This window comes from Streptomyces sp. NPDC111656 (assembly GCF_055656965.1).
This window is the reverse complement of the sequence record NZ_JBVKCA010000002.1, coordinates 374,130-393,595: the sequence shown is the minus strand read 5'-3', so window position 1 is coordinate 393,595 and position 19,466 is coordinate 374,130. Positions and strand designations below refer to the sequence as shown.

Here is a 19,466-nt window from a genome sequence, read left to right as displayed (position 1 = left end):
CGCAGTAAGCGTCGGCGGACCTGGCCGACCGGCACCGCGCCGCCACCGAGCCCGCCCAGGCTTCGTCGCCCTCCGGGTTCGGGCCGTCGCGTGTGATCGCTGTCGACGGCAAGGCACTCAAGGGATCAGCCCGTCTCATCGCGACGCGCCGACATCTGCTCTCCGCGGTCACCCACGGCACCGTCGTGACCCTTGCCCAGGTAGAAGCCGGCGCGAAGATGAACGAAACCACACACTTCTGTCCACTGCTGGCACCGCCGGACCTGACCGGCACCGTCGTCACCTTCGACGCCCTGCACTCGGTCAAGTCGAACATCTCCTGGCTGGTCGAGACCAAGAAGGCCCACTACATCGCCGTGATCAAGACCAACCAGCCCACCGTCCACGCCCAACTCGCCGCCCAGCCCTGGCAGTCCATCGCAGTCCAGCACACCGCTTCCGGGGCTGGACACGGACGCCGCGAGTCCCGCTCAATCAAGACCTGCTCGATCGCCGACAAACTCGGCGGAATCGCCTTTCCCCACGCCCGCCTGGCCATCCGCATCCACCGCCGCCGCAAGCAGACCGGCCGGCGTGAGACCCGTGAGAGTGTCTACGCCGTCACAAATCTCGACGCCCACCAAGCCGGTCCCGCAGATCTGGCCGCCGCGATTCGCGGGCACTGGGGCGTGGAGAACTCCTCGCACCACATCAGGGATGTCACCTTCGCCGAGGACGCCTCCACCGTCCACGCCGGGACCGCACCACGGGCCATGGCGACCCTCCGCAACCTCGCCATCGGCGCGCTGAAATCCCTCGGAGCCGACAACATCGCCAAGACCACCCGGGCGATCCGCGACGAGCCCCAACGAGCACTCCCCATCCTGGGCATCACCAAGAATCCGGACGCCCACGGAACTTGATCAAGCCCAGCACCAGTGCAGCACCACGAGAACATCGACTCACGGACAGCCGGCAGACTTCACCTCACCGCGTGAAGATCACCAACAGCATCCAGAAATTGAGCCAGAGCCGAAAAGCGTGAACGCCACGGCTTCTCACTGCAAGCGACGTCACACCGACCTCGACTGAACCCTTCACCCAGATGATCCGTCAGATCGCCAAGTGCAACTGGAGTACTGGGGCACCAGCACCCGAACGGGCGACCCGGTCCCGCCTGTTGCCGCACCTCAGGTTTCGCTCAACCGTGCGAACGGAGGTGGGAGTCGGCGCTAGGGTCTCTCCTCGGCGGCTGGAGAGGCCGTTGTCGACCAAAGAAAACCGAGGGGAACGCGTGCGCCGAATTTCGCGAATCATGTCGGCAGGCTGTGTCGCAGCGGCACTGGCCGTCATCAGCTCCACACCTGCGTCCGCCGCTGTGCCCATGAGTTGCCCGATGACCACGGGCTACGATTTTTCCGGCAGTCACAATTACTACCGGGACCTGGAACCCCGTTCCGGCGGCGACAGCGGTACGACAATCAGCATCACCTTCCACAAGGGAAAGACGACGACGTCCACCGTGGGCGGATCGATCTCGGGCGAAGCGAAGGTGGTCTTCGTCAAGGCGTCGGCGTCGTTCGACTACCACTTCGCATGGCAGTGGACGAACAGCTCGACCTACACGTGGTCGTGGAAGGTGCCGAACAACATGAGGCACGGTTACCTGCACGCGGGTGTGAAGGTCAAGTACACGAAGTGGAACTACAACCAGACGCAGCCCAACTGCACCACCAAGGTGCTGCGCAGTGGATCAGCGCGGCTGGTCTACGAGGGTCGCGAAACCTGGCACGGAAAGAGCTGATGCGCAGAAGACATCTGGCCGTACTGCCAGTCATCGTCATCCTGGCCGCCGGGTGTGGGGGAGGGGGAAATCGGGCTCCTGTGGGCAGCCCGTCGAAATCAGTGCTGGTGTCTGATCCGGACCGTCCTGACAGCGGAAAGGAGACGCCGGGCCATCTCGGACCCGGGACGGTCGAACTTCCTGTTTCTGCTGACCGGATCGCCGAACTAGGCGTCCGCTACGACTGTCTCGGACCTGGCGGTCTCACTGTCACCAGCGGAACCGGCCTCAGCGCCGAGGTCGGTGGCTGCGACGACAGCGCCACGTTCGGCGCCCGCATCAAGGCGAAGGATTTGCACGGCAGGAAATTCGCGGACACGGTCACCGTCACGGTCGGCAAGCGTACGAGGTGGCGTATGTCCGTGGACATCACCACCAAGGACGGTGTGAAGCAGACCGTCCACGGCTGATCGCGTGACGAGACCCCCGCTGATGCTGATCTCTGACTACGGGCTGACGCGGGGGCGACAAGTTCCAGACCGGTTCCGGCCAGGAAACCGATGAGCAGTTCGGGGTGGCGCTGGGCGTAGCGCAGGGTGCTCTTCGTGGCCCAGTGCTCCAGTCGTACTTCGTGATCTGACGGATCAACGGGGTGGTGGGTTCAGTCGAGGTCGGTGAGGCGTCGCTTGCAGTGAGAAGCCGCATCTCAACCGATCTTGAAACCTGCAGGTCGAACGGAGTTCCTGGTCGGGTGATCTTCCGGCCGTACGCGCATGAAGGCAGGGCCTCCTGGTAGCTCGGGGGTGCGACCCCATTCTGAGCGTTCCGGGAGGCCCTGTTGCAGGGCGGTTGCAAGTTCCGGGGCGTGCGGCTGGTCGGGTTGTGACCGGTTGGGGCGCATAACAAGGCAGGCACGGGCTTCGTGATCATTGTGGTGTCTAAGAGGTCGCGCAGATTGGCGCGGGGCGCCCCCCGTCGGCGAAGCAGGCGCAGATCTTGTTGATCCTTGGGAGTTGCGACGCTCTGCGATCACCGGGGAGATCTGTGCCTGCCCCGACATCGTGGCTGACCGAACCGCTCTTGAATCAATTCGCCGCGCTGTTGCCTGAGCGGCTGGCTTACCACCCGCCCCGCCCGCTGGGCTGCCATCGCAGGCGCATCAGCGACCGGATCGTCACCAGACGACCGGGCCGGTCTTGTCGAAGAAGCCACCGGTCGGGCCGTCGGAGCCAATCGAGGCCATACGGACGATGATCTCCGTGCCTTCCTCGATGGTCTGCGTGCCCATGTGGCCGTTGAGGTCGGTGGCGGTGTAGCCGGGGTCGACGGCGTTGAACCGGATGGCGGGGAAAGCCTTCGCGTACTGCGCGGTGACCATGACCAGCGCGGTCTTGGAGGAGTTGTAATCCAGCGCCATTACCTGGAACTCCACCCGGCTGGGGTCGGCGCACGCCGCCAGCGAGCCCAGACCGCTGCCGACGTTGACGACGACCGGGGCATCGCTCGCTTCCAACAGCGGCAGGAAGGTGTGCGTGACGCGCACGACGCCGAAGACGTTCGTGTCGTACGTGGTCAGCATGTCGGCCCCGGTGACCTCGCCGACCGGCTTGCGCGCGCCCACGATCCCGGCGTTGTTGACCAGGACGTCGAGACGGCCGACGGCCGCGCGGACGAATTCGGCGGCAGCCTTGACAGAATCCTCGTCAGTGACGTCGAGCTGAACGAAGCGGGCGCCGAGCCTGTCGGCCGCCTCCCGGCCGCGGTGTGCATCGCGTGCCCCGACGTAGACGGTGTGCCCGGCCTCAATCAGGCGGCGGGCCGTCTCGAAACCCAGGCCCTTGTTCGCTCCAGTGATCAATGTGACGGTCATGTGTTCACTCCGTGATCGGTGGGGTGGTGACGCCTCCACCCTCCTCACCTCGCGGAGGGACAGACAGTGCCCGCCTCAGCCAGTGGACTGGCAGTACCAGGCTGTCCGGGCGCGGCAACGCGATACTGGGACGGTGAGCGAATCCAGGGAACTGGGCAGAGCCCTGCACGGCTGGCGGGACCGGATCGCCCCCGCAGCGGTCGGGCTGCCCGCGTGCGGAGTACGTCGGACCGCCGGGCTGCGCCGCGAGGAACTGGCACAGCTCGCCGGTCTGTCGGTGGACTACATCATCCGCCTGGAACAGGGGCGGGCCACCTCCCCGTCGGCGCAGGTCCTGTCCGCGCTGGCCCGCGCCCTGCGGCTGTCGGCAGCCGAGCGCGAATACCTGTATCTCCTCGCGGGCCAGCCGGCGCCGGGCCCCGGGCAACTGTCGGCGCACATCCCACCGGGGGTCCGAAGGCTGCTCGACCAACTGGACGGCTCACCGCTGAGCGTGCATGACGCCGCGTGGAACCTGATTCTGTGGAACCCGTTGTGGGCGGCCCTGTTCGGAGACGCATCCGCGCTGCGCGGACGCGAGCGCAACCTCGTCTGGCGGCACTTCGCCGGTCTGCCGAGCCGGGTCAGCCACACCCCCGAGCAGGAGGCCCGGTTCGAGGCGGCCGTGGTCTCCGATCTCAGGGCGGCTACCGCCCGCTACCCGGCCGATGCCGGCCTGCGCTCCCTGATCAAGGACCTGCGGGGTGTCAGCACCGACTTCGCACGCCTGTGGGACACGGGCATCGTCGGCGTCCATGAATCGGACACCAAGACCGTCCATCACCCCGACGTCGGCACACTCACCTTCGACTGTGACGTGCTCATTGCTCCCGGCAGCGATCTGCGCATCGTCACCTATACCGCCGCTCCCGGCAGCGACGCCGCCGACCGGATCAGGCTCCTCAACGTCATCGGCACCCAGGCCATGACCGAAGACAGCACCCCGGGATAGCAATCGGCGGGGGCACCTCCACCCCCATGGCCCGCAGCCCGGCCCACCGACCACCGACGACGGCTCGCTGTGAACGCCGGCGAGAGGTCGCCAGATGGGCGTGCCTTCACGGTCGTGGGTTCGGGCGTCCGTCCCAGCGATGGGGGGTCCATGCCCGTCGGATCAGGCTACGGATGGTGATGATGGTGTCGGCGAGGTCGAAGAATGCGTCGATGACAGTTGCCCGGCGCTCGTAGCAGCGGGCGAGGCGGCAAAAGGCGTTCTGCCAGGCGTGGGTCCTTTCGACATGCCACCTCTGGCCTGCCTGGATCGGCGCCTTCTCACCCTTGCGCGCGATGCGGCCGTGCAGGCCGCGCTCGTCGAGAAGTGCAGCGGGTCTTGTCCGAGTCGTAGCCGGCGTCCAAGTGCACGGTGATGTTGTCCGGCAGCGGTCCCAGGTTGTTGAGGCGGTCCAGGGTCGGAGCGAGCAGCGGGGAATCGTGACGGTTTGCTCCAGCCGGCACGCGGCCGAGCGGAATTCCGTAACCATCCGTCATGCCGGAGCGTTTCAGGCCCCGTTTGCCGCGGTCGACCGGTGAGCGCCCGGCGACCTCACCACCGCCGGGCGCTTTGGTGATGGAGCCATCGACAGCGATCTGATCAAGCACGAGCCCGACGATCCGGTCGTAGGATTCCGGCGCGATCCGCTTGAGTTCGGCGAAGATGCCAAGCCGGATCCACTCGTCACGACGGTTGCGGATCGTGGTGGCGGAGCAGGTTGTGTCGGCGATCGCCTCGTAGGAGCAGCCGACGCGCAGGAGCTGCAGCACCTTGTCGAAGACGATTCGGTCGCTGATGCGTGGGCGGTGGCAGCCCAGCGGATGGGTCGGCACGTAGGCGGCCGCTCAGGCAGCAGGGCAGCGAATTGGCCCCACGAGCGGCTCGGTCAGCCACGATGGCAGTACAGGCACAGGTCTCCCCAGTGATCACAGAGCGTCGCAAGTCCATGATCACCAAGACCTGTGCCTGGTTCGCTGCCGGGGCCCGCCACCCCGCCTATCTGCGTGACCTCTAAGTCCCGTGCCTACTCGACGACATACGCAGCCTTGCGCGCCGAACGAGCTGCCCACCGAAGGAGTGGCGCGGGACCGGGAGAGAGGACGGCCACAGAAGCCACCTGGCGTTATGTCGGCTCCGGCTGTACCCCCGGCGCTGCTCAATCGACCAGATGACCAGAGGCCCCGGCAGTCGCCGGGGCCTCTGTCGTTGCGTGTCAGGAGGTGAGGATGGAGATGCCGTCTCCGATCAGTTTCAGCCCGATGACGAAGAACAGGACTGCCATCACGGCGACATTGTGCTGAGCTGCCCAGTCTTTCCAGTCGCCGAGCGTGGTTCTGGCTCGCTCTCCTCCGAGGAGGAAGATTCCCAGGGGGGCCAGCAGGCCGAGGGTGGCGATCAGGACGAAGATCGCCAGCGATGCGATCTGCTCCCCGACCGGCAGTTCTGATGAGCCTATGGAGGCGGCCGCGGCGATGGTCAGCGGGGCGTTCTTGGCGTTGAGCGCGGCCAAGGCCAGTCCGAGTCCGAAGACCTTGACCGGCGTGAGGCGGTCGATCGCGCCCATCCACTTCGGCAGCCGGGCCTGTGAGGCATCCCTTGGTCGTCGGTGCCATTGCCGGCCGCAGAAGAGGACGAGGAACACGCCCAGAGCGAGCTTGAGGGCTCCCACCCAGGTGGCCGGTTGATTGTGGGAGGAGGCACCCGCGGGGGAAGCGATGGCCAGCATCACCGCGCCCAGTGCCGCGAGCCCCAGGATCCAGCCGAGGGTGAAGAGGGGGCCGTTGAGACGGCCCCGCGGCGTGGCGAGTATGAGGATGATGGCGATGATCGGGAGCGGGCTGATCGCGACGCCGGCCGCAAGCCCCAGCACGTCACCGAGAACTTTGCCCATTGATTACCTCCTGGTGAATGGGTCAGGTCGGCGATCGAGTCGAGCAAGGTTCCGGAAGTGGTCGCCGTGAACGCCGAACTCCTCGGTACGGCCCCGGGAAGGCGGCTGCCCGAGAACGTGACGACGACCGACTCGGCAAGTTCCCGTTCCATCTTCCTGCGCCTTTGCGGATCTGTCCTCGGGAGCTCCTCGCCACGCGGAGGTACAGCTCTGCGCGGACCTGGAGCGCATGCCGGTGGAGGACACCACCGTGGAGTGGCCCGAGCAGCTTTCGCCGTCCGTCACCGTGGCCAAGCTGCGGCTGCCGCGGCAGGACATCTCCGGCCCGGTGAACCTGGAGAAGATGGACGCGCTGTCCTTCACGCCCTGGCGGGTCACCGCCGAGCACGCGCCCCTGGGCAACATCACGCGGGCCCGCAAGACGGTGACGGTGGTGACGCGGGCATGAAGATGCCCCCGGCGCGGCCGGGGGCATCGTCGCAGTGGTCGGTCCCGGCTCAGCCCTTGTAGGGCTCGGCCTTGAGGATCTTCACCGAGGCGAGCTTGCCGTTGGGCAGCTCGTACCGGGCGTCCTCGCCGATCTTCTTGCCGTTCACGCCGGAGCCCAGGGGGGACTGGGGCGAGTAGGTCTCGATGTCGGCGCTGGCGTACTCGCGCGAGGCGAGCAGGAAGTCCAGCGTGTCGTCCTCGTCGCCGTCGAAGGCGATGGTGACGACCATGCCGGGGGCGACCATGCCGTCCGCCGCGGGGGCCTCGCCCACCTTGGCGTTCTCCAGGAGCTGGGTCAGCTGGCGCACACGGAGCTCCTGCTTGCCCTGCTCTTCCTTGGCCGCGTGGTACCCGCCGTTCTCGCGCAGGTCGCCTTCCTCGCGCGCGGCCGCGATTTTGCCGGCGATCTCCGTGCGCGCAGGACCAGACAGGTAGTCCAGCTCGGCCCTGAGCTGGTTGTACGCCTCCTGGGTCAGCCAGGTGACGTTCTCGCTGGTCTGGGTCACAGGTGCTCCTCGTAGGTACTGGGAATACAAAGCATCGCCCTACCCAGAAGAATGTGCTTTCACGGGTGGGCGAAACCACGAGCCTAACAATTCCCGGGCAGAAGGGGGAGGACATAAGACATCAGAATTACGTCAACGCAGGTCAGCGCGTAGGTGCCACGGGCGATGCCGGAGGCGGCGAGCGGTGCAGGGGGGACCGCGGAGGGTGGTGTCAGTCGGCGTGGCAGCCGAGCAGCTCCGCCGTGCCGCCGCGGGAGGTGGTACGGAGCGTGACGACCTTGTCGATACGGGAGGAGTCCTGGTCGAAGCGGAAGTCCGCGCGGCCCACCTCGCTGCCGTCGTCGGCCTGCGAGCGCAGCGTGCAGTAGCCGTGGGCGCTCGCGTCCTTGCGCACCTCCAGGTGCACCTCGACCGCGTTGTCCGAGACGGCCTTGAAGGTGATCACCTCACCGCTGATCTTGTTCGAGAAGACGTAGTAGTAGGCGAACCAGCCCATCAGGGCGAGCAGGGCCACGCCCAGCACACTGCCGATGACCTTGAGTTTCCGGTCCGCGCGCGCGTCCTCGGAGCGGCCGTACCGGCCCTCGGGCAGCTGTGTGCTCGCCGTGCTCATGATCGTCCTCTCGGGGACGGGGTCCCGGAATTATTCGTCCCCCGATTCCGTCACTATAGAAGCCGCCCATGACGCCGAAACACGCCGGGCGCCGACTTGCCGACTGGCCTCACCGGCCGACTTACTGAGGATCGAGTCTTGACTGACCAGCTGCGACTGATGGCCGTGCACGCCCACCCCGACGACGAGTCGAGCAAGGGCGCGGCCACCATGGCGAAGTACGTGTCCGAGGGGGTGGACGTGCTGGTCGTGACCTGCACGGGCGGGGAGCGCGGCTCCATCCTCAACCCGAAGCTCCAGGGCGACCAGTACATCGAGGAGCACATCCACGAGGTACGCAAGAAGGAGATGGACGAGGCCCGCGAGATCCTCGGCATCAAGCAGGAGTGGCTCGGATTCGTGGACTCCGGCCTTCCGGAGGGTGACCCGCTGCCGCCGCTCCCCGAGGGCTGCTTCGCGCTCGAGGATGTGGACAAGGCGGCCGGAGAGCTGGTCAGGCAGATCCGCTCGTTCCGTCCGCAGGTGATCACCACGTACGACGAGAACGGTGGTTATCCGCACCCCGACCACATCATGACCCACAAGATCTCGATGGTGGCGTTCGAGGGGGCGACGGACACCGAGAAGTACCCGGAGTCCGAGTACGGCCCGGCGTTCCAGCCGCAGAAGCTCTACTACAACCAGGGCTTCAACCGCCCGAGGACCGAGGCATTGCACAGCGCCCTCCTTGAGCGCGGTCTGGAGTCGCCGTACGGGGACTGGCTGAAGCGGTGGAGCGAGTTCGAGCGCACCGAGCGCACGCTGACCACGCACGTGCCGTGCGCGGACTTCTTCGAGATCCGTGACAAGGCACTGATCGCGCACGCCACGCAGATCGACCCCGACGGTGGCTGGTTCAAGGTCCCGATGGAGATCCAGAAGGAGGTCTGGCCGACCGAGGAGTACGAGCTCGCCACCTCTCTGGTCGACACTTCCCTCCCCGAGGACGACCTCTTCGCGGGCATCCGCGACAATGCCTGATATGAGCGCAAGCCTGGCACTGACGCACCTCGTTCCCCTCGCCAAGGAGGTCGACGAGAACAAGGTCACCCCCGGCGTCCTCGGTTTCATCGTCTTCGCGGCGTTGGCCCTGGCGGTGTGGGGGCTGATGAAGTCCATGAACCGGCACATGGGGAAGGTCACCTTCGAGGAGGACCCGGAGAAGCCCGGGAAGGGCACCGCGGCCTCCGGCAAGGGGAGCGGCTCCGGTGCCGGTCCCGGAGGGAAGGCCTCGCCCGCGAAGGGCTGAGCCTGATGTGCGGACTCCGGCCGCGGGTGGCCGGAGTGCGCACCCTCACCCTCGGCACCGCCCTCTCGTACGAAGGGGTCCCTCCGTACGCAGGGGCGGCCGTCGGCGCGGTCATCCCGTGGCCCGCTCCAGCCTGTTGTCCATGCCGCACTGCAGGGCGTACGCGAGGCCGAGCGGATTGCTCCACGCGTCGGCGAAGTACCGGGCGAGCCCGTGGACGATCTCGCCCGCGGTCTCCCGGCCGCCGAGATAGCGAGTGACGTACGCATGCGCGTACTCGGCGGCGAACAGCTGCGGCATCTCGATCTGCGGCCCCAGCACCCCGCCCGCGCCCGCCTCGATGAGCGCGCCGCCCAGGCGTGCCGGCTCGGCGGTGGCGGGCAGCCCGGCGTAACCGGCGTTGAGGAACACCAAGGGGCGCTGCGCGAGCAGGGGGTCGGCGAGGCCGCGCTCGGCGAGGACCGCAGGGACGTCGATGTCCTTGCCGTCGCTCAGCCGAAGGACGAACAGCGGGGCGCTGTCGTCGGCGACGGGTCTGAAGTGCCCGTGGCACCAGAAGTACATCAGCTGCTCGTCGAGCCCGCCGCAGCGCAGGGCGCGCAGCAGTTCGTCGCGCAGGGCGCGTTCGACGCGGACGGTGCCGGTGGCGAGGGCGCTTTCGACCTCGGCGGCCCGGGTGACGCCCTGCGGGTCGATGCCCTTGTCGTGATTCAGGCTCACCACCGGCGACAAGGGCGGCGGCGGGGCGTCGTGCTCGTCGCCGGCGGGGACCGGGAAGCGCGGGTGGTGACCGCCGGTCTGCTCGATCTGGTGCCGGTAGCCGAGAAAACGGCGGAAGGCCTCGCCGCCGGGCCCGTGCGCGATGTTCTCGGGCAGCGCGAGCATCGGCCAGGGCAGGAACAGGTCGGAGTCGACGCGGAAGCGCAACGGCTCCTCGCGGCTCAGCGCGTCGGTCAGGATCTCACCGAAGCGCCGGGTGCCCCGACCGCCGTCGCCGAGCAGTTCCCCGTACAGCAGGTGGGAGCCCTGGCGGGCGAGCTCGTCGAGGATTCCGCGCAGTTCCTGCCGGGGCTCGGCGGTGAGATCCGGGCAGGTGGCGTACGGGAAGTGGGGGCGGCCCCCGACCGGGATCCCGTGCTCGTCGACGGGCTGGAAGTCGACCAGTTCCCGTTTCCACAGCGCCCGCAGATGCGCCGCGGCGGCGGTGACGGCGGCCGGCTTCACGTTCAGCCTCAGCGCGTGCTCGGTAGCGGACGGGGGCGCGGCCGGGCCGTACATCCGGGCCCGGATGTGGTCGTCGGCGTGGGCGTCGAGGGCGAGGACCAGGTCCGGGTGACGCACGGTGGCGGCCGGGCGGCGGGTGAAGCCGCGGCTGGGGTCCTGGACGACCTGGCTGAGAAGTTCGCGGGCCATCGGGCTCAGGCCCTCCGCGCGGACGTACGGGGTGCGGGCGCGATGGGCCGGTGCGGCCCCGGATCGGACGGGACGACGTCGATCTCGGCCTCGACCTGCTGCAGGACGGTCCCGGTGGCGGGGTCCTCGACGGTGAAACGCAGCCGGTGCGAGCCGGGGCGGTGCGGGGTGAAGCGGAACTCCGCCCCGTCGGCGGGGACGCCGTGTGCGGGGTGGAGCTCCGCGTGGCCGAGGGAGGTCGCGCGGGCCGTGAGCGGGGGGAGCGGGGCGGTGGACCACGGGTGCCCGGGCCCGGGCACGACTTCGAGGGCGATACGGGCGGGCACGTCCGGGACGGGTACGTCGTCGAGCAGGGTCAGCCGGACGTGGGCCCGGGAGTCGTCGGACCGGCCGCGGTCCCCCGGGCGTGGGAAGCCGGGACGCGGTTCGGGCTGGGTGTCGCGGGCGGCGCGCGGGATCAGCGGTTCGCCGGCCTCGGTCCACCCGAGCGTGTCCAGCAGGGCGGTGGGGTAGCGGCAGGCCAGTTCGTACGGCGGCTCGCCGCCCGGGGACGGTCCGGCTTCGGCGAGGTCCACCCAGGCCTCGCCCGCCTCGTCGCCGATCCCGTGGAACACATGGCGGATCTCGGCCGCCCACTCGCCGTTCAGGAAGCGGTGGGCGGGGGAGCGGAGCGCGTACTCGAGCATGGTCCAGGCCCGCCCGTGCGGGCAGTCCGCCGCTTCGAAGAGCGCCAAGGCCCCCTCGAACAGCCGGTCGGCCTCGCGCCGGCGCTCGTCCGTCCCGCCCGTCCCGTCCACGCCGTCCGTCCCGTCCGTACGGGCCAGGGTCAGTGCGTGGTGGTGCAGTGTCCATGCCGTCCCGAGCCGGTCGGAGACCTCATGGAAGCGGCCCTGGACGCTCGCGAACTCCTCCTGCCAGGGAAAGCCGGGCTCGTCCGCCCGTGCCACGGTCCACCACAGGTGCGCCCACGCGGCGCCGCGCCGGTCGCCCGCGCGCTCGTGCAGCCCACGCGCCTCGGCGAGGGCGTCCGGGTCCGGGGAGCCCGACCGCGTGGCCAGCCGCGCGAGTTCGCCGGCCGCCCACGCCTCGCCCGACGTCTCACCGACCGCCCGGAACGTCTCCCGCGCGGCGTGCAGCAGCCTCCGCGCGTCCTCGGCCCGGCCGCGTAATCGGCACATCCGCCCGTACAGGAAGACCGCCCACGCCTCGCCGCGCCGGTCGCCCGCGACCTGGTGGGCCTCCACGGCCCGCCTCAGCAGCGGTCCGGCCGCGCGCGGATCACCCCGGTCGCAGTGGACGGCGGCCCGGGCGAGCAGCGCCCAGCCGTCGGCGCACCAGTCGGAGGAGAGGGCGGCGGCGTCCTCCCGGGCGGCCGTCGAGCCCACCAGAAGGAGGGACCGCGACCCGGCGAAGGCGCCGATCAACTCGGCGAGAAGCGACCCGTCCGCCGCCCCTGCGGGGACTCCGTCCGCCGTCCCCCCGGGGACTCCGTCCACCACCACGACGCAGGGACGTACGGCCAACACGCCCCGGCAGGCCTCGACGACCGTGTCCGCCGCCTCGCCCGGCGCCCGCCCGGCCTCCCCCGACCGCTCCCCGGCGTCCGCCACCCGAAAGCGGTACACCGGAAGTCCCCCCTCGTCCGCGACCTCTCGTGCCACCGCGTCGAGAAACGCGGACCGGTCCGAGTCGGGTGCGCCGCTCACCACCAGGAGCCGTCTGGTCTCCAACTCCCGCCGCGCCGCGGCGAGTTCGCGCGTGCGCCCGACGAACGACACCGAAGTCCCCCTCGTACCCGAACATCCCCACCGCGCTAGCGCGCCGCGGTCACCGCCACCCCCATGACCTCCCGGGCGTGTCGGCTCGGCACCATTCCCAGGCGCCAAGCCTGCCATCCCGCGTCCAGGTCGACCCCCCGTTCCAGCAAGAGTTGGTAGGCCTCCACGTAGTCGTCGAGCTTTCCGTCGCGGAGCGGGTGGCCGGTGCGGGAGAGCTGCGCCAGTTCCTCCTGGGCGACGGCGCTGCCCACTTCGAGGCCGCCCGGAGAGCCGTACGGCAGAAGGGTGCACCTCAGGAACCTGGCCCAGTCCTCGCCGCGCCGGTCCCCGTACGAGGCGAACAGGCCGGCCGCCTCGTCGCACAGGGCGAGGGCCCCCGGCGTACGGGCGTTTCCGGCGTCGACCACCGCCAGCTCCAGGCAGGTCCACGCCTCGCCGTGGGCCACGCCGATGCGCTGGAAGTCGGCGCGCGCGTCCACCAGGAGCTGGCGGGCGAAGCCCGAGTTGCGCAGGGAGCCGGTCTGGGCGGCCCGTTGGTCACGGGTGACGCGCGCCGAGTGGTGGCGGGCGCAGGCGAGCCCGTACACGTCCCGCATCCGCGAGAACATCGTGCGGGAGCGTTCCAGTTCACGGACCGCCTGGTCCAGGTTGCCGGTCTCCTCCAGGGACTGGCCCAGGTAGTAGATCGTCCATGCCTCGCCGCGCGCGTCCTCGTTCTCCCGGTGCCGGGAGGCCGCCTGGCGCAGGCCCTCGGCCGCGGTGGACGGGTCGCCGTCGACGAGGCGGGCGCGGGCCAGCTGGGTCAGGGCCCAGGCCTCGCCGCGGGCGTCGCGCGTACGGCCGTACAGGTCGAGCGCGTCACGCAACTCCCGTTCCGCGCGCGGAACGTCGCCCATCCGCAGGCCCAGCTGGCCGAGCTGGAAGTGGGCCCACGCCTCGCCGTGCACGGACTCGCCCGCGCGGTGCAGGACCAGGGCCTCGGTGAGCAGGTTCAGGGCGAGGGCGAGATGGCCCCGGTCGCGCTCCACGGCGGCCAGCGCGTGCATCGTCCACGCGCGGTCCGTCGCCAGCTCGGGGGAGGCCTGCAGGTCCATGGCCTCCTGGAGCTTGGCGGCCGCCTCGGTGAGGTCGCCCTGGTGGTGGAGCGTGATGCCGAGGGAGCCCAGGGCCCGGGCCGCGCCCGCGTCGTGGTGCGCCTCGAAGTAGAGGTTCACCACGGACGACAGGGTGGTGTGGGCCTTGTCCAGCTCGCCGAGCTGGCGGGCCGCGATACCGGTGCGCCACTGCACCGAGCGCACCAGCAGGCCCTGGTCGACGGCCTGCGTCAACTCGCTGATCTCGCCCAGGCGGTAGAGGTCGCCGCGCAGCAGGCAGTAGTCGCACAGGGCGCCGAGGAGGTTCAGTACGGCCGCTTGGTTCACGTCTTCCGCGTGGCGCAGGGCGGCCGTGATGAAGCTCGACTCGTCGTCCAGCCAGCGCAGGGCCGCGTCGAGGGAGGTGAAGCCGTGCGGCCCGAACTGATCCGCCCGCGTCGACGTCTTGCCGTCGACCAGGCGGATCACCGAGTCGGCCAGCTCCGCGTAGTTCACGATCAGGCGCTCCTGGGCCGCCGTCCGCTCGGACGGCTCCTCCTCGTCGAGCAGCCGTGCCTGGGCGAAGCCCCGGACGAGGTCGTGCAGCCGGTAGCGGCTGCCGCGGACGTGGTCGATGAGGCCCGCCTGCGCGAGCGCGGTGAGGTGGCGGGTGGCCTCCTGTTCGTCCGTCGCCAGCAGGGAGGCAGCGGCGGCGGCGCCGAGCGAGGCCCGCCCGGCCAGCGCCAGCCGGCGCAGCAGACGCCTCGCGGTGTCGGTCTGGTCGGTGTAGCGCAGCCACAGCACCCGCTCGACCGGCTCCACGGGGCCGTACGCGCCGAGGTCGGAGGCCAGTTGGCGCGGGGTGCGCGGGCCGAGGGAGGAACCCGCGACGCGCAGGGCGAGGGGGAGGCTGCCGCACAGCTCCCGTACCCGGTCGGAGGCCTCGGCGTCGTACGGGTCCGGCTTCTCCTGCGCCGCCGCGTTCAGCAGTTCCTCGGCGCCCGCCGCGTCCAGGGCGTCGACCGGGAGCTGGTGCACCCAGGCGGGGAGGTCGGCGGGCAGGTCGAGCGGTTTGCGGGCCGTGACCAGGACCAGGCTGTCCGAGCGCTCGGGGACCAGGGCGCGGACCTGCTCGGCGTCGCTCGCGTCGTCGAGGACGATCGTGACGGGCAGGCCCGTCAGATGCTGGTGGTACAGCTCGCCGAGGCGTCTGACCTGCTGGTCCTGCGAGGAACTCTCACGGAAGAGGAGCTGCTCGCGGGGTGCGCCGAGCCGGTTGAGGAGGTGGAGCATGGCGTCGCGGGTGGTGAGGGGCGGCTCGTCGGTGCTGTCGCCGCGCAGGTCCACCACGCACGCGCCGCGGAACTGGTCCCTTAGGCTGTGTGCCGCCCGGATCGCGAGGGTGCTGCGGCCCGATCCGGGGGCGCCGTGCAGGACGACGACGGTCGGCTTCGTCTCGGTGCTGGCGCGGGCCGCGTGCACCCACTGCGCCACCCGGTTCAGCTCGGTCCGGCGCCCCGTGAACGGGCCGGCCGGCTCGGGAAGCTGACCGAACGACTGCTCCAGTACGTTGCGTCTGCGGGCGGCGGCACTCTTGTCGGTGCGCCGCAGCTGGGGCGCACCCTGCTTGGCCCCCGCGGAGGCGTTGAGCACCCGCTGCTGATCGAGGAAGGGCCGGATGCCCCGTACCTCCAGCGCCGTCAGCCACTGGAGCCGCAACTGCTCGGGGCCGCCCGGCTGACCCAGGGCTCCCGCCCGGCGGCTCGCGGCCGGTACGTGCGAGGCCGTCACCTTGAGCACGGTGGTCGCCGCGCCCACCACGGCGACGGTCGCCCCCGCGCCGACGGCCGCCGCGGCGTCCGTGCCCAGCGCCAGGTCGGCCGCGCAGGCCGCGACGGCGGCAACCACCGCCACCAGCAGGGGAGTTCCGGCGCCCTCCCGGGCGTACCGCTGTCCGAACGTCAGCCGGCCGGCCTCCGCCTCGTCCAGCGCCCGGGTGTACGCCCCGTACTCCTCGGCGGCGGCCTCCGCCATGGTGTCGAGCGCGGGCCGGGCCCGTGACAGCAACACGGCCCCGTCGCTCCGCCCGCCCGAGCGCCGTACCTCTTCCTCCACGGCCCGGGTCAACAGCCGCTCGGCCTCCGCCCGATGGCCTTCCCGCATGTCACGTCCCCCTCCGGCGGCAACTCGCTTGCGCTCAAGTGTCCTTGGTGTGGGGCGTGAGCGCGAGGGGGCGACGATCACGAGGCTGGTTCGGTGACTTTGAGATCACTCGCTCGTTCTTGTGACTGTCGGGCTATTGGTCGAACGGGGAGTGTCGTGAACCACCGTGCTGTGCACGAGTCGGCGGGTTTGATCCCCGTCGCGTCCTACGCGCGTACATCGCAGGACGCCCGGCCGCGCGACGGGCACGGGGTCCGTCACCAGCTACGGATCAACGAACGGACCGCGTACGAATACGGATGCGCGGTGGTTGCCACGTACAGCGACAACGGTCGTAGCGCCTCCAAGGCCGGGGTGGTGAGGCCGGGATTCGATCGCCTGATCGCGGACCTGACGCGGGGGCAAACCGACACCGGACAGCCGATCGAAGGGGTGATCTGCGTCGCGGACGACCGTCTCTACCGCCGTGCGGAGGACCTCGTCAGGTTCTATGCCGCGCTGACGGGTCAGCCAGGACGCGTTTACGTCGACCCGCAGGGTGTGCGAGATCCGTACTCGCAAGATGGCCTGGCGCAAGCTGTGCGATCACTGGAGGTCGCGGTGGCGGAGACGCGCGTAAGGAGTCGGCGGCTGTCGGACTGGCACTGGGCCCGCGCTGTCGAGGGTGTGCCGCACAGCGGGCCGCGTCCCTTCGGCTGGCAGGAGGACAGGATCACCCTGCATTTCGAGGAGGCGAAGCTCGTCCGGCAGGCGATCACCGACCGCATCGGAGGGAAGGCGGTTCGGGCCATCGCGCGTGAGTGGTGCGGACTGGGGGTGGAAGGCACCCGTGGCGGTAGGCCCAACGCCCAGACCGTCACACAGATCATGACCGCACCCAGGGTGTGCGGCTTTCGGGCCAACAGAGGCGAGCTGCTGCTGGTCCCGGAGACGGGGCAGCCGGTCCTCGGCAGGTGGGAACCCATCGTCGTGCCGAACCAGTGGCAGGCGGTGTGCGCGACGTTTTCGCCCGGCAGCCTCTACCTGCACAGGGGCAGCGGTACTCCGAGACTCACGGGGAGGGGGACCGCTCCCCGGCACCTCGCCAGCGGCTTCCTTCGGTGTGGGGCGGACCTACCGGACGGCACGGCCTGTGGCGGCGCGCTGTGTGCCCAGAAGGGCAGAAGCAAGAGGAGCCCCTACGTGTACTCCTGTCGCAGTTGTAGGCGATGCAGCATCAGCGGGCCGCTGGCCGACGAGATCCTTGAACGACAGCTTTTCTCCGGGGTGAGAGGGGACGTGCGGTTGTCGGCGGCCGTGCGGCACCGCTGGCAGTCCGGTGAGCTGGGCCTCGAAGAGAAACGAGAGATCATCGCGTCGGCTTTCACGCGCTGCCTCGTCCGACCTGGTGTGAAGGGAGATCATTCGTGGGACTACTCGCGGATTGAGCCCGTGTGGCGTTGCGCGGATCGGGTGGCCTCGGCGTGAGCGACCGTCCGAGGGTCGGGCGGCCCCACGACTGGATGGACCCCGTCAGGCAGGATGGATGACATGCCGAACCGACTGGCCCACGAGACGTCCCCCTACCTGCTCCAGCACGCCGACAACCCCGTCGACTGGTGGCCCTGGTCGGCCGAGGCCTTCGAGGAGGCCCGTAAGCGGGGTGTGCCCGTGCTGCTCAGCGTCGGCTATTCGTCTTGTCATTGGTGTCATGTCCTTGCACGGGAAAGTTTCGAAGACGAACAAGTCGCGTTGTATATGAATGCTCACTTTGTGAACATCAAGGTCGACCGTGAGGAGCGGCCCGACGTCGACGCCGTCTACATGGAGGCCGTGCAGGCGGCCACGGGGCAGGGCGGGTGGCCCATGACCGTGTTTCTCACGCCGGATGCGGAGCCCTTCTATTTCGGGACGTACTTTCCGCCCGCGCCTCGGCACGGGATGCCGTCGTTCCGGCAGGTGCTGGAGGGAGTGCACGCGGCCTGGACCGATCGCCGGGGCGAGGTCGCCGAGGTCGCGGGGAAGATCGTGCGGGATCTCGCCGAGCGGGAGATGAGTTTCGGGAGCGGCGAGGTGCCCGGCGAGGAGGACCTGGCCGGGGCGCTGCTCGGGCTCACCCGGGAGTACGACGCCTCGCGCGGCGGCTTCGGGGGTGCGCCCAAGTTCCCGCCGTCCATGGTGATCGAGTTCCTGCTGCGGCACCACGCGCGGACCGGTTCCGAGGGCGCGCTCCAGATGGCGCAGGACACCTGTGAGCGGATGGCGCGGGGCGGGATCTACGACCAGTTGGGTGGGGGGTTCGCGCGGTACTCCGTGGATCGCGAGTGGATTGTGCCCCATTTCGAGAAGATGCTGTACGATAATGCACTTTTGTGCAGGGTCTATGCGCATCTCTGGCGCACCACCGGCTCCGAGCTCGCCCGTCGCGTCGCCCTGGAGACCGCCGACTTCATGGTGGGCGAACTCCGCACGAACGAAGGCGGGTTCGCCTCCGCGCTCGACGCCGACAGCGACGACGGCACGGGGAAGCACGTCGAGGGTGCGTACTACGTGTGGACCCCGCGGCAGCTCCGCGAGGTTCTCGGCGCGGAGGACGGCGAACTCGCCGCCCGGTACTTCGGGGTGACGGAGGAGGGGACCTTCGAAGAGGGCTCCTCCGTGCTGCAACTGCCCCAGCAGGACGAGTTGTTCGACGCGGAGAAGGTGGCCGACGTGCGGCGTCGGCTGCTCGCCGCGCGGGCCGAGCGGCCCGCTCCCGGACGCGACGACAAGATCGTCGCTGCCTGGAACGGGCTCGCCGTCGCCGCCCTCGCGGAGACCGGCGCCTACTTCGACCGCCCCGACCTCGTGGACGCCGCGATCGCCGCCGCGGATCTCCTCGTGCGGGTGCACATGGACGACCGGGCGCGACTGTCCCGTACCAGCAAGGACGGGCGGGCCGGGGCCAACGCGGGGGTGTTGGAGGACTACGCGGACGTCGCCGAGGGGTTCCTCGCGCTGGCCTCCGTCACCGGGGAAGGGGTGTGGCTGGAATTCGCCGGGTTCCTGCTGGATCAGGTGATCGCGCAGTTCACCGATCCCGAGTCCGGCGCGCTGTACGACACCGCGGCCGACGCCGAGCGGCTCATCCGCCGCCCCCAGGACCCCACCGACAACGCCACGCCCTCCGGCTGGAGCGCGGCGGCCGGTGCCCTGCTGAGCTATGCCGCTCTGACCGGCGCCGAGCCCCATCGGACCGCCGCCGAAAGGGCGTTGGGCGTCGTGAAGGCGCTCGGTCCGCGCGCTCCCCGTTTCATCGGCTGGGGGCTCGCGGTGGCGGAGGCGCTGCTCGACGGGCCGCGTGAGGTCGCGGTCGTGGGGCCGGAGGGGCATCCCCTGACAAAAGCCCTGCACCGGACGGCGCTGCTCGGTACCGCGCCGGGCGCCGTGGTCGCCGTGGGCACTCCGGAGAGTGACGAGTTGCCGCTCCTCGCCGACCGCCCCCTCGTGCAGGGCGAACCCGCCGCGTATGTCTGCCGTAACTTCACTTGTGACGCTCCGACGACCGATCCCGAACGGCTTCGAACGGCTCTGAGCAGCTGAAATACACATCATCGGACTGCTCATCAACT

Annotated in this window: 16 protein-coding genes and 2 pseudogenes; 10 read left to right on the top strand and 8 right to left on the bottom strand. The window is 69.8% G+C overall.

Annotation, left to right across the window (positions count from 1 at the left end; translation table 11 throughout):
* Positions 1-92: 92 nt before the first annotated feature.
* The 4 genes and pseudogenes from ACZ7M3_RS07305 to ACZ7M3_RS07290 all read left to right on the top strand — a co-directional run.
* The gene (locus tag ACZ7M3_RS07305; RefSeq protein ID WP_472061455.1) at positions 93-902 is read left to right on the top strand and encodes an ISAs1 family transposase; all 810 of its coding nucleotides are present in this window, start codon (positions 93-95) and stop codon (positions 900-902) included.
* 473 nt (positions 903-1,375) lie between these two features.
* Entirely contained in the window at positions 1,376-1,783 is a 408-nt protein-coding gene (locus tag ACZ7M3_RS07300) for a hypothetical protein (protein WP_355614370.1), read from the top strand.
* A 107-nt stretch (positions 1,784-1,890) separates the two neighbouring features.
* Complete coding sequence (locus ACZ7M3_RS07295) at positions 1,891-2,232, top strand: hypothetical protein (protein WP_472061454.1); 342 nt, start codon at positions 1,891-1,893, stop codon at positions 2,230-2,232.
* Between the two features lie 574 nt (positions 2,233-2,806).
* Positions 2,807-2,938, top strand: a pseudogene (locus ACZ7M3_RS07290) (IS5/IS1182 family transposase); the annotation flags it as partial.
* Here the strand turns inward: ACZ7M3_RS07290 and ACZ7M3_RS07285 are convergent.
* Complete coding sequence (locus tag ACZ7M3_RS07285) at positions 2,937-3,632, bottom strand: SDR family oxidoreductase (protein WP_355311508.1); 696 nt, start codon at positions 3,630-3,632, stop codon at positions 2,937-2,939. The pseudogene ACZ7M3_RS07290 and the gene ACZ7M3_RS07285 sit on opposite strands and share 2 nt — an antisense overlap.
* Positions 3,633-3,765: 133 nt before the next feature.
* Here ACZ7M3_RS07285 and ACZ7M3_RS07280 point away from each other — a divergent pair, with 133 nt between their 5' ends.
* Positions 3,766-4,623, top strand: a complete 858-nt coding sequence (locus tag ACZ7M3_RS07280) for a helix-turn-helix domain-containing protein (RefSeq protein ID WP_472061453.1) — start codon at positions 3,766-3,768, stop codon at positions 4,621-4,623.
* Between the two features lie 106 nt (positions 4,624-4,729).
* On the opposite strand, the pseudogene ACZ7M3_RS07275 reads toward ACZ7M3_RS07280, so the two are convergent.
* Both ACZ7M3_RS07275 and ACZ7M3_RS07270 read right to left on the bottom strand, forming a co-directional pair.
* A pseudogene (locus ACZ7M3_RS07275) lies at positions 4,730-5,573 on the bottom strand (IS5 family transposase).
* Between the two features lie 302 nt (positions 5,574-5,875).
* Positions 5,876-6,553, bottom strand: a complete 678-nt coding sequence (locus ACZ7M3_RS07270; protein WP_351310252.1) for a GAP family protein — start codon at positions 6,551-6,553, stop codon at positions 5,876-5,878.
* A gap of 229 nt (positions 6,554-6,782) precedes the next feature.
* On the opposite strand from ACZ7M3_RS07270, the gene ACZ7M3_RS07265 reads away from it, so the two are divergent.
* A complete protein-coding gene (locus ACZ7M3_RS07265) occupies positions 6,783-7,001 on the top strand; it encodes a hypothetical protein (RefSeq protein WP_472061452.1) in 219 nt (72 codons plus the stop codon).
* Between the two features lie 49 nt (positions 7,002-7,050).
* Here ACZ7M3_RS07265 and greA read toward each other — a convergent pair whose 3' ends face one another.
* Positions 7,051-7,548: a transcription elongation factor GreA gene (gene greA / locus ACZ7M3_RS07260; RefSeq protein ID WP_472061451.1), complete on the bottom strand. Its 498-nt coding sequence runs from the start codon at positions 7,546-7,548 to the stop codon at positions 7,051-7,053.
* A 211-nt stretch (positions 7,549-7,759) separates the two neighbouring features.
* Complete coding sequence (locus ACZ7M3_RS07255) at positions 7,760-8,161, bottom strand: DUF4307 domain-containing protein (RefSeq protein ID WP_472061449.1); 402 nt, start codon at positions 8,159-8,161, stop codon at positions 7,760-7,762.
* Between the two features lie 159 nt (positions 8,162-8,320).
* Between ACZ7M3_RS07255 and mca the strand changes: the two genes are divergently transcribed.
* Positions 8,321-9,181 carry a mycothiol conjugate amidase Mca gene (gene mca / locus ACZ7M3_RS07250; protein WP_067369239.1) on the top strand — a complete coding sequence of 287 codons (861 nt, stop codon included), beginning with the start codon at positions 8,321-8,323 and terminating at the stop codon, positions 9,179-9,181.
* Position 9,182: 1 nt separating this feature from the next.
* Positions 9,183-9,449 carry a hypothetical protein gene (locus ACZ7M3_RS07245; protein ID WP_472061448.1) on the top strand — a complete coding sequence of 89 codons (267 nt, stop codon included), beginning with the start codon at positions 9,183-9,185 and terminating at the stop codon, positions 9,447-9,449.
* A 111-nt stretch (positions 9,450-9,560) separates the two neighbouring features.
* Here ACZ7M3_RS07245 and ACZ7M3_RS07240 read toward each other — a convergent pair whose 3' ends face one another.
* Genes ACZ7M3_RS07240 through ACZ7M3_RS07230 form a run of 3 tightly spaced genes read right to left on the bottom strand, consistent with a single transcriptional unit; the run spans position 9,561 to position 15,876 of the window.
* Positions 9,561-10,862, bottom strand: coding sequence for a hypothetical protein (locus ACZ7M3_RS07240; protein WP_472061446.1), 1,302 nt, complete (start codon positions 10,860-10,862; stop codon positions 9,561-9,563).
* 5 nt (positions 10,863-10,867) lie between these two features.
* Positions 10,868-12,640, bottom strand: coding sequence for a hypothetical protein (locus ACZ7M3_RS07235; RefSeq protein ID WP_472061444.1), 1,773 nt, complete (start codon positions 12,638-12,640; stop codon positions 10,868-10,870).
* Between the two features lie 35 nt (positions 12,641-12,675).
* Entirely contained in the window at positions 12,676-15,876 is a 3,201-nt protein-coding gene (locus tag ACZ7M3_RS07230; protein ID WP_472061442.1) for a hypothetical protein, read from the bottom strand.
* 156 nt (positions 15,877-16,032) lie between these two features.
* On the opposite strand from ACZ7M3_RS07230, the gene ACZ7M3_RS07225 reads away from it, so the two are divergent.
* Both ACZ7M3_RS07225 and ACZ7M3_RS07220 read left to right on the top strand, forming a co-directional pair.
* Positions 16,033-17,343 (top strand): recombinase family protein, encoded by a 1,311-nt coding sequence (locus ACZ7M3_RS07225; protein ID WP_472061440.1) that lies wholly within the window; start codon positions 16,033-16,035, stop codon positions 17,341-17,343.
* Positions 17,344-17,406: 63 nt separating this feature from the next.
* Positions 17,407-19,437, top strand: coding sequence for a thioredoxin domain-containing protein (locus ACZ7M3_RS07220; RefSeq protein WP_472061438.1), 2,031 nt, complete (start codon positions 17,407-17,409; stop codon positions 19,435-19,437).
* The last annotated feature ends 29 nt before the right edge of the window (positions 19,438-19,466 follow it).

What these genes read in the sequence shown, in the direction of transcription:
- ACZ7M3_RS07300 (WP_355614370.1), top strand. Translation starts at nt 1,376, where the DNA reads ATGACCACGGGCTACGATTTTTCCGGCAGTCACAATTACTACCGGGAC.
- ACZ7M3_RS07285 (WP_355311508.1), bottom strand. Translation starts at nt 3,632, where the DNA reads ATGACCGTCACATTGATCACTGGAGCGAACAAGGGCCTGGGTTTCGAG.
- ACZ7M3_RS07270 (WP_351310252.1), bottom strand. Translation starts at nt 6,553, where the DNA reads ATGGGCAAAGTTCTCGGTGACGTGCTGGGGCTTGCGGCCGGCGTCGCG.
- ACZ7M3_RS07265 (WP_472061452.1), top strand. Translation starts at nt 6,783, where the DNA reads ATGCCGGTGGAGGACACCACCGTGGAGTGGCCCGAGCAGCTTTCGCCG.
- ACZ7M3_RS07255 (WP_472061449.1), bottom strand. Translation starts at nt 8,161, where the DNA reads ATGAGCACGGCGAGCACACAGCTGCCCGAGGGCCGGTACGGCCGCTCC.
- mca (WP_067369239.1), top strand. Translation starts at nt 8,321, where the DNA reads ATGGCCGTGCACGCCCACCCCGACGACGAGTCGAGCAAGGGCGCGGCC.
- ACZ7M3_RS07245 (WP_472061448.1), top strand. Translation starts at nt 9,183, where the DNA reads ATGAGCGCAAGCCTGGCACTGACGCACCTCGTTCCCCTCGCCAAGGAG.
- ACZ7M3_RS07240 (WP_472061446.1), bottom strand. Translation starts at nt 10,862, where the DNA reads ATGGCCCGCGAACTTCTCAGCCAGGTCGTCCAGGACCCCAGCCGCGGC.
- ACZ7M3_RS07230 (WP_472061442.1), bottom strand. Translation starts at nt 15,876, where the DNA reads ATGCGGGAAGGCCATCGGGCGGAGGCCGAGCGGCTGTTGACCCGGGCC.
- ACZ7M3_RS07220 (WP_472061438.1), top strand. Translation starts at nt 17,407, where the DNA reads ATGCCGAACCGACTGGCCCACGAGACGTCCCCCTACCTGCTCCAGCAC.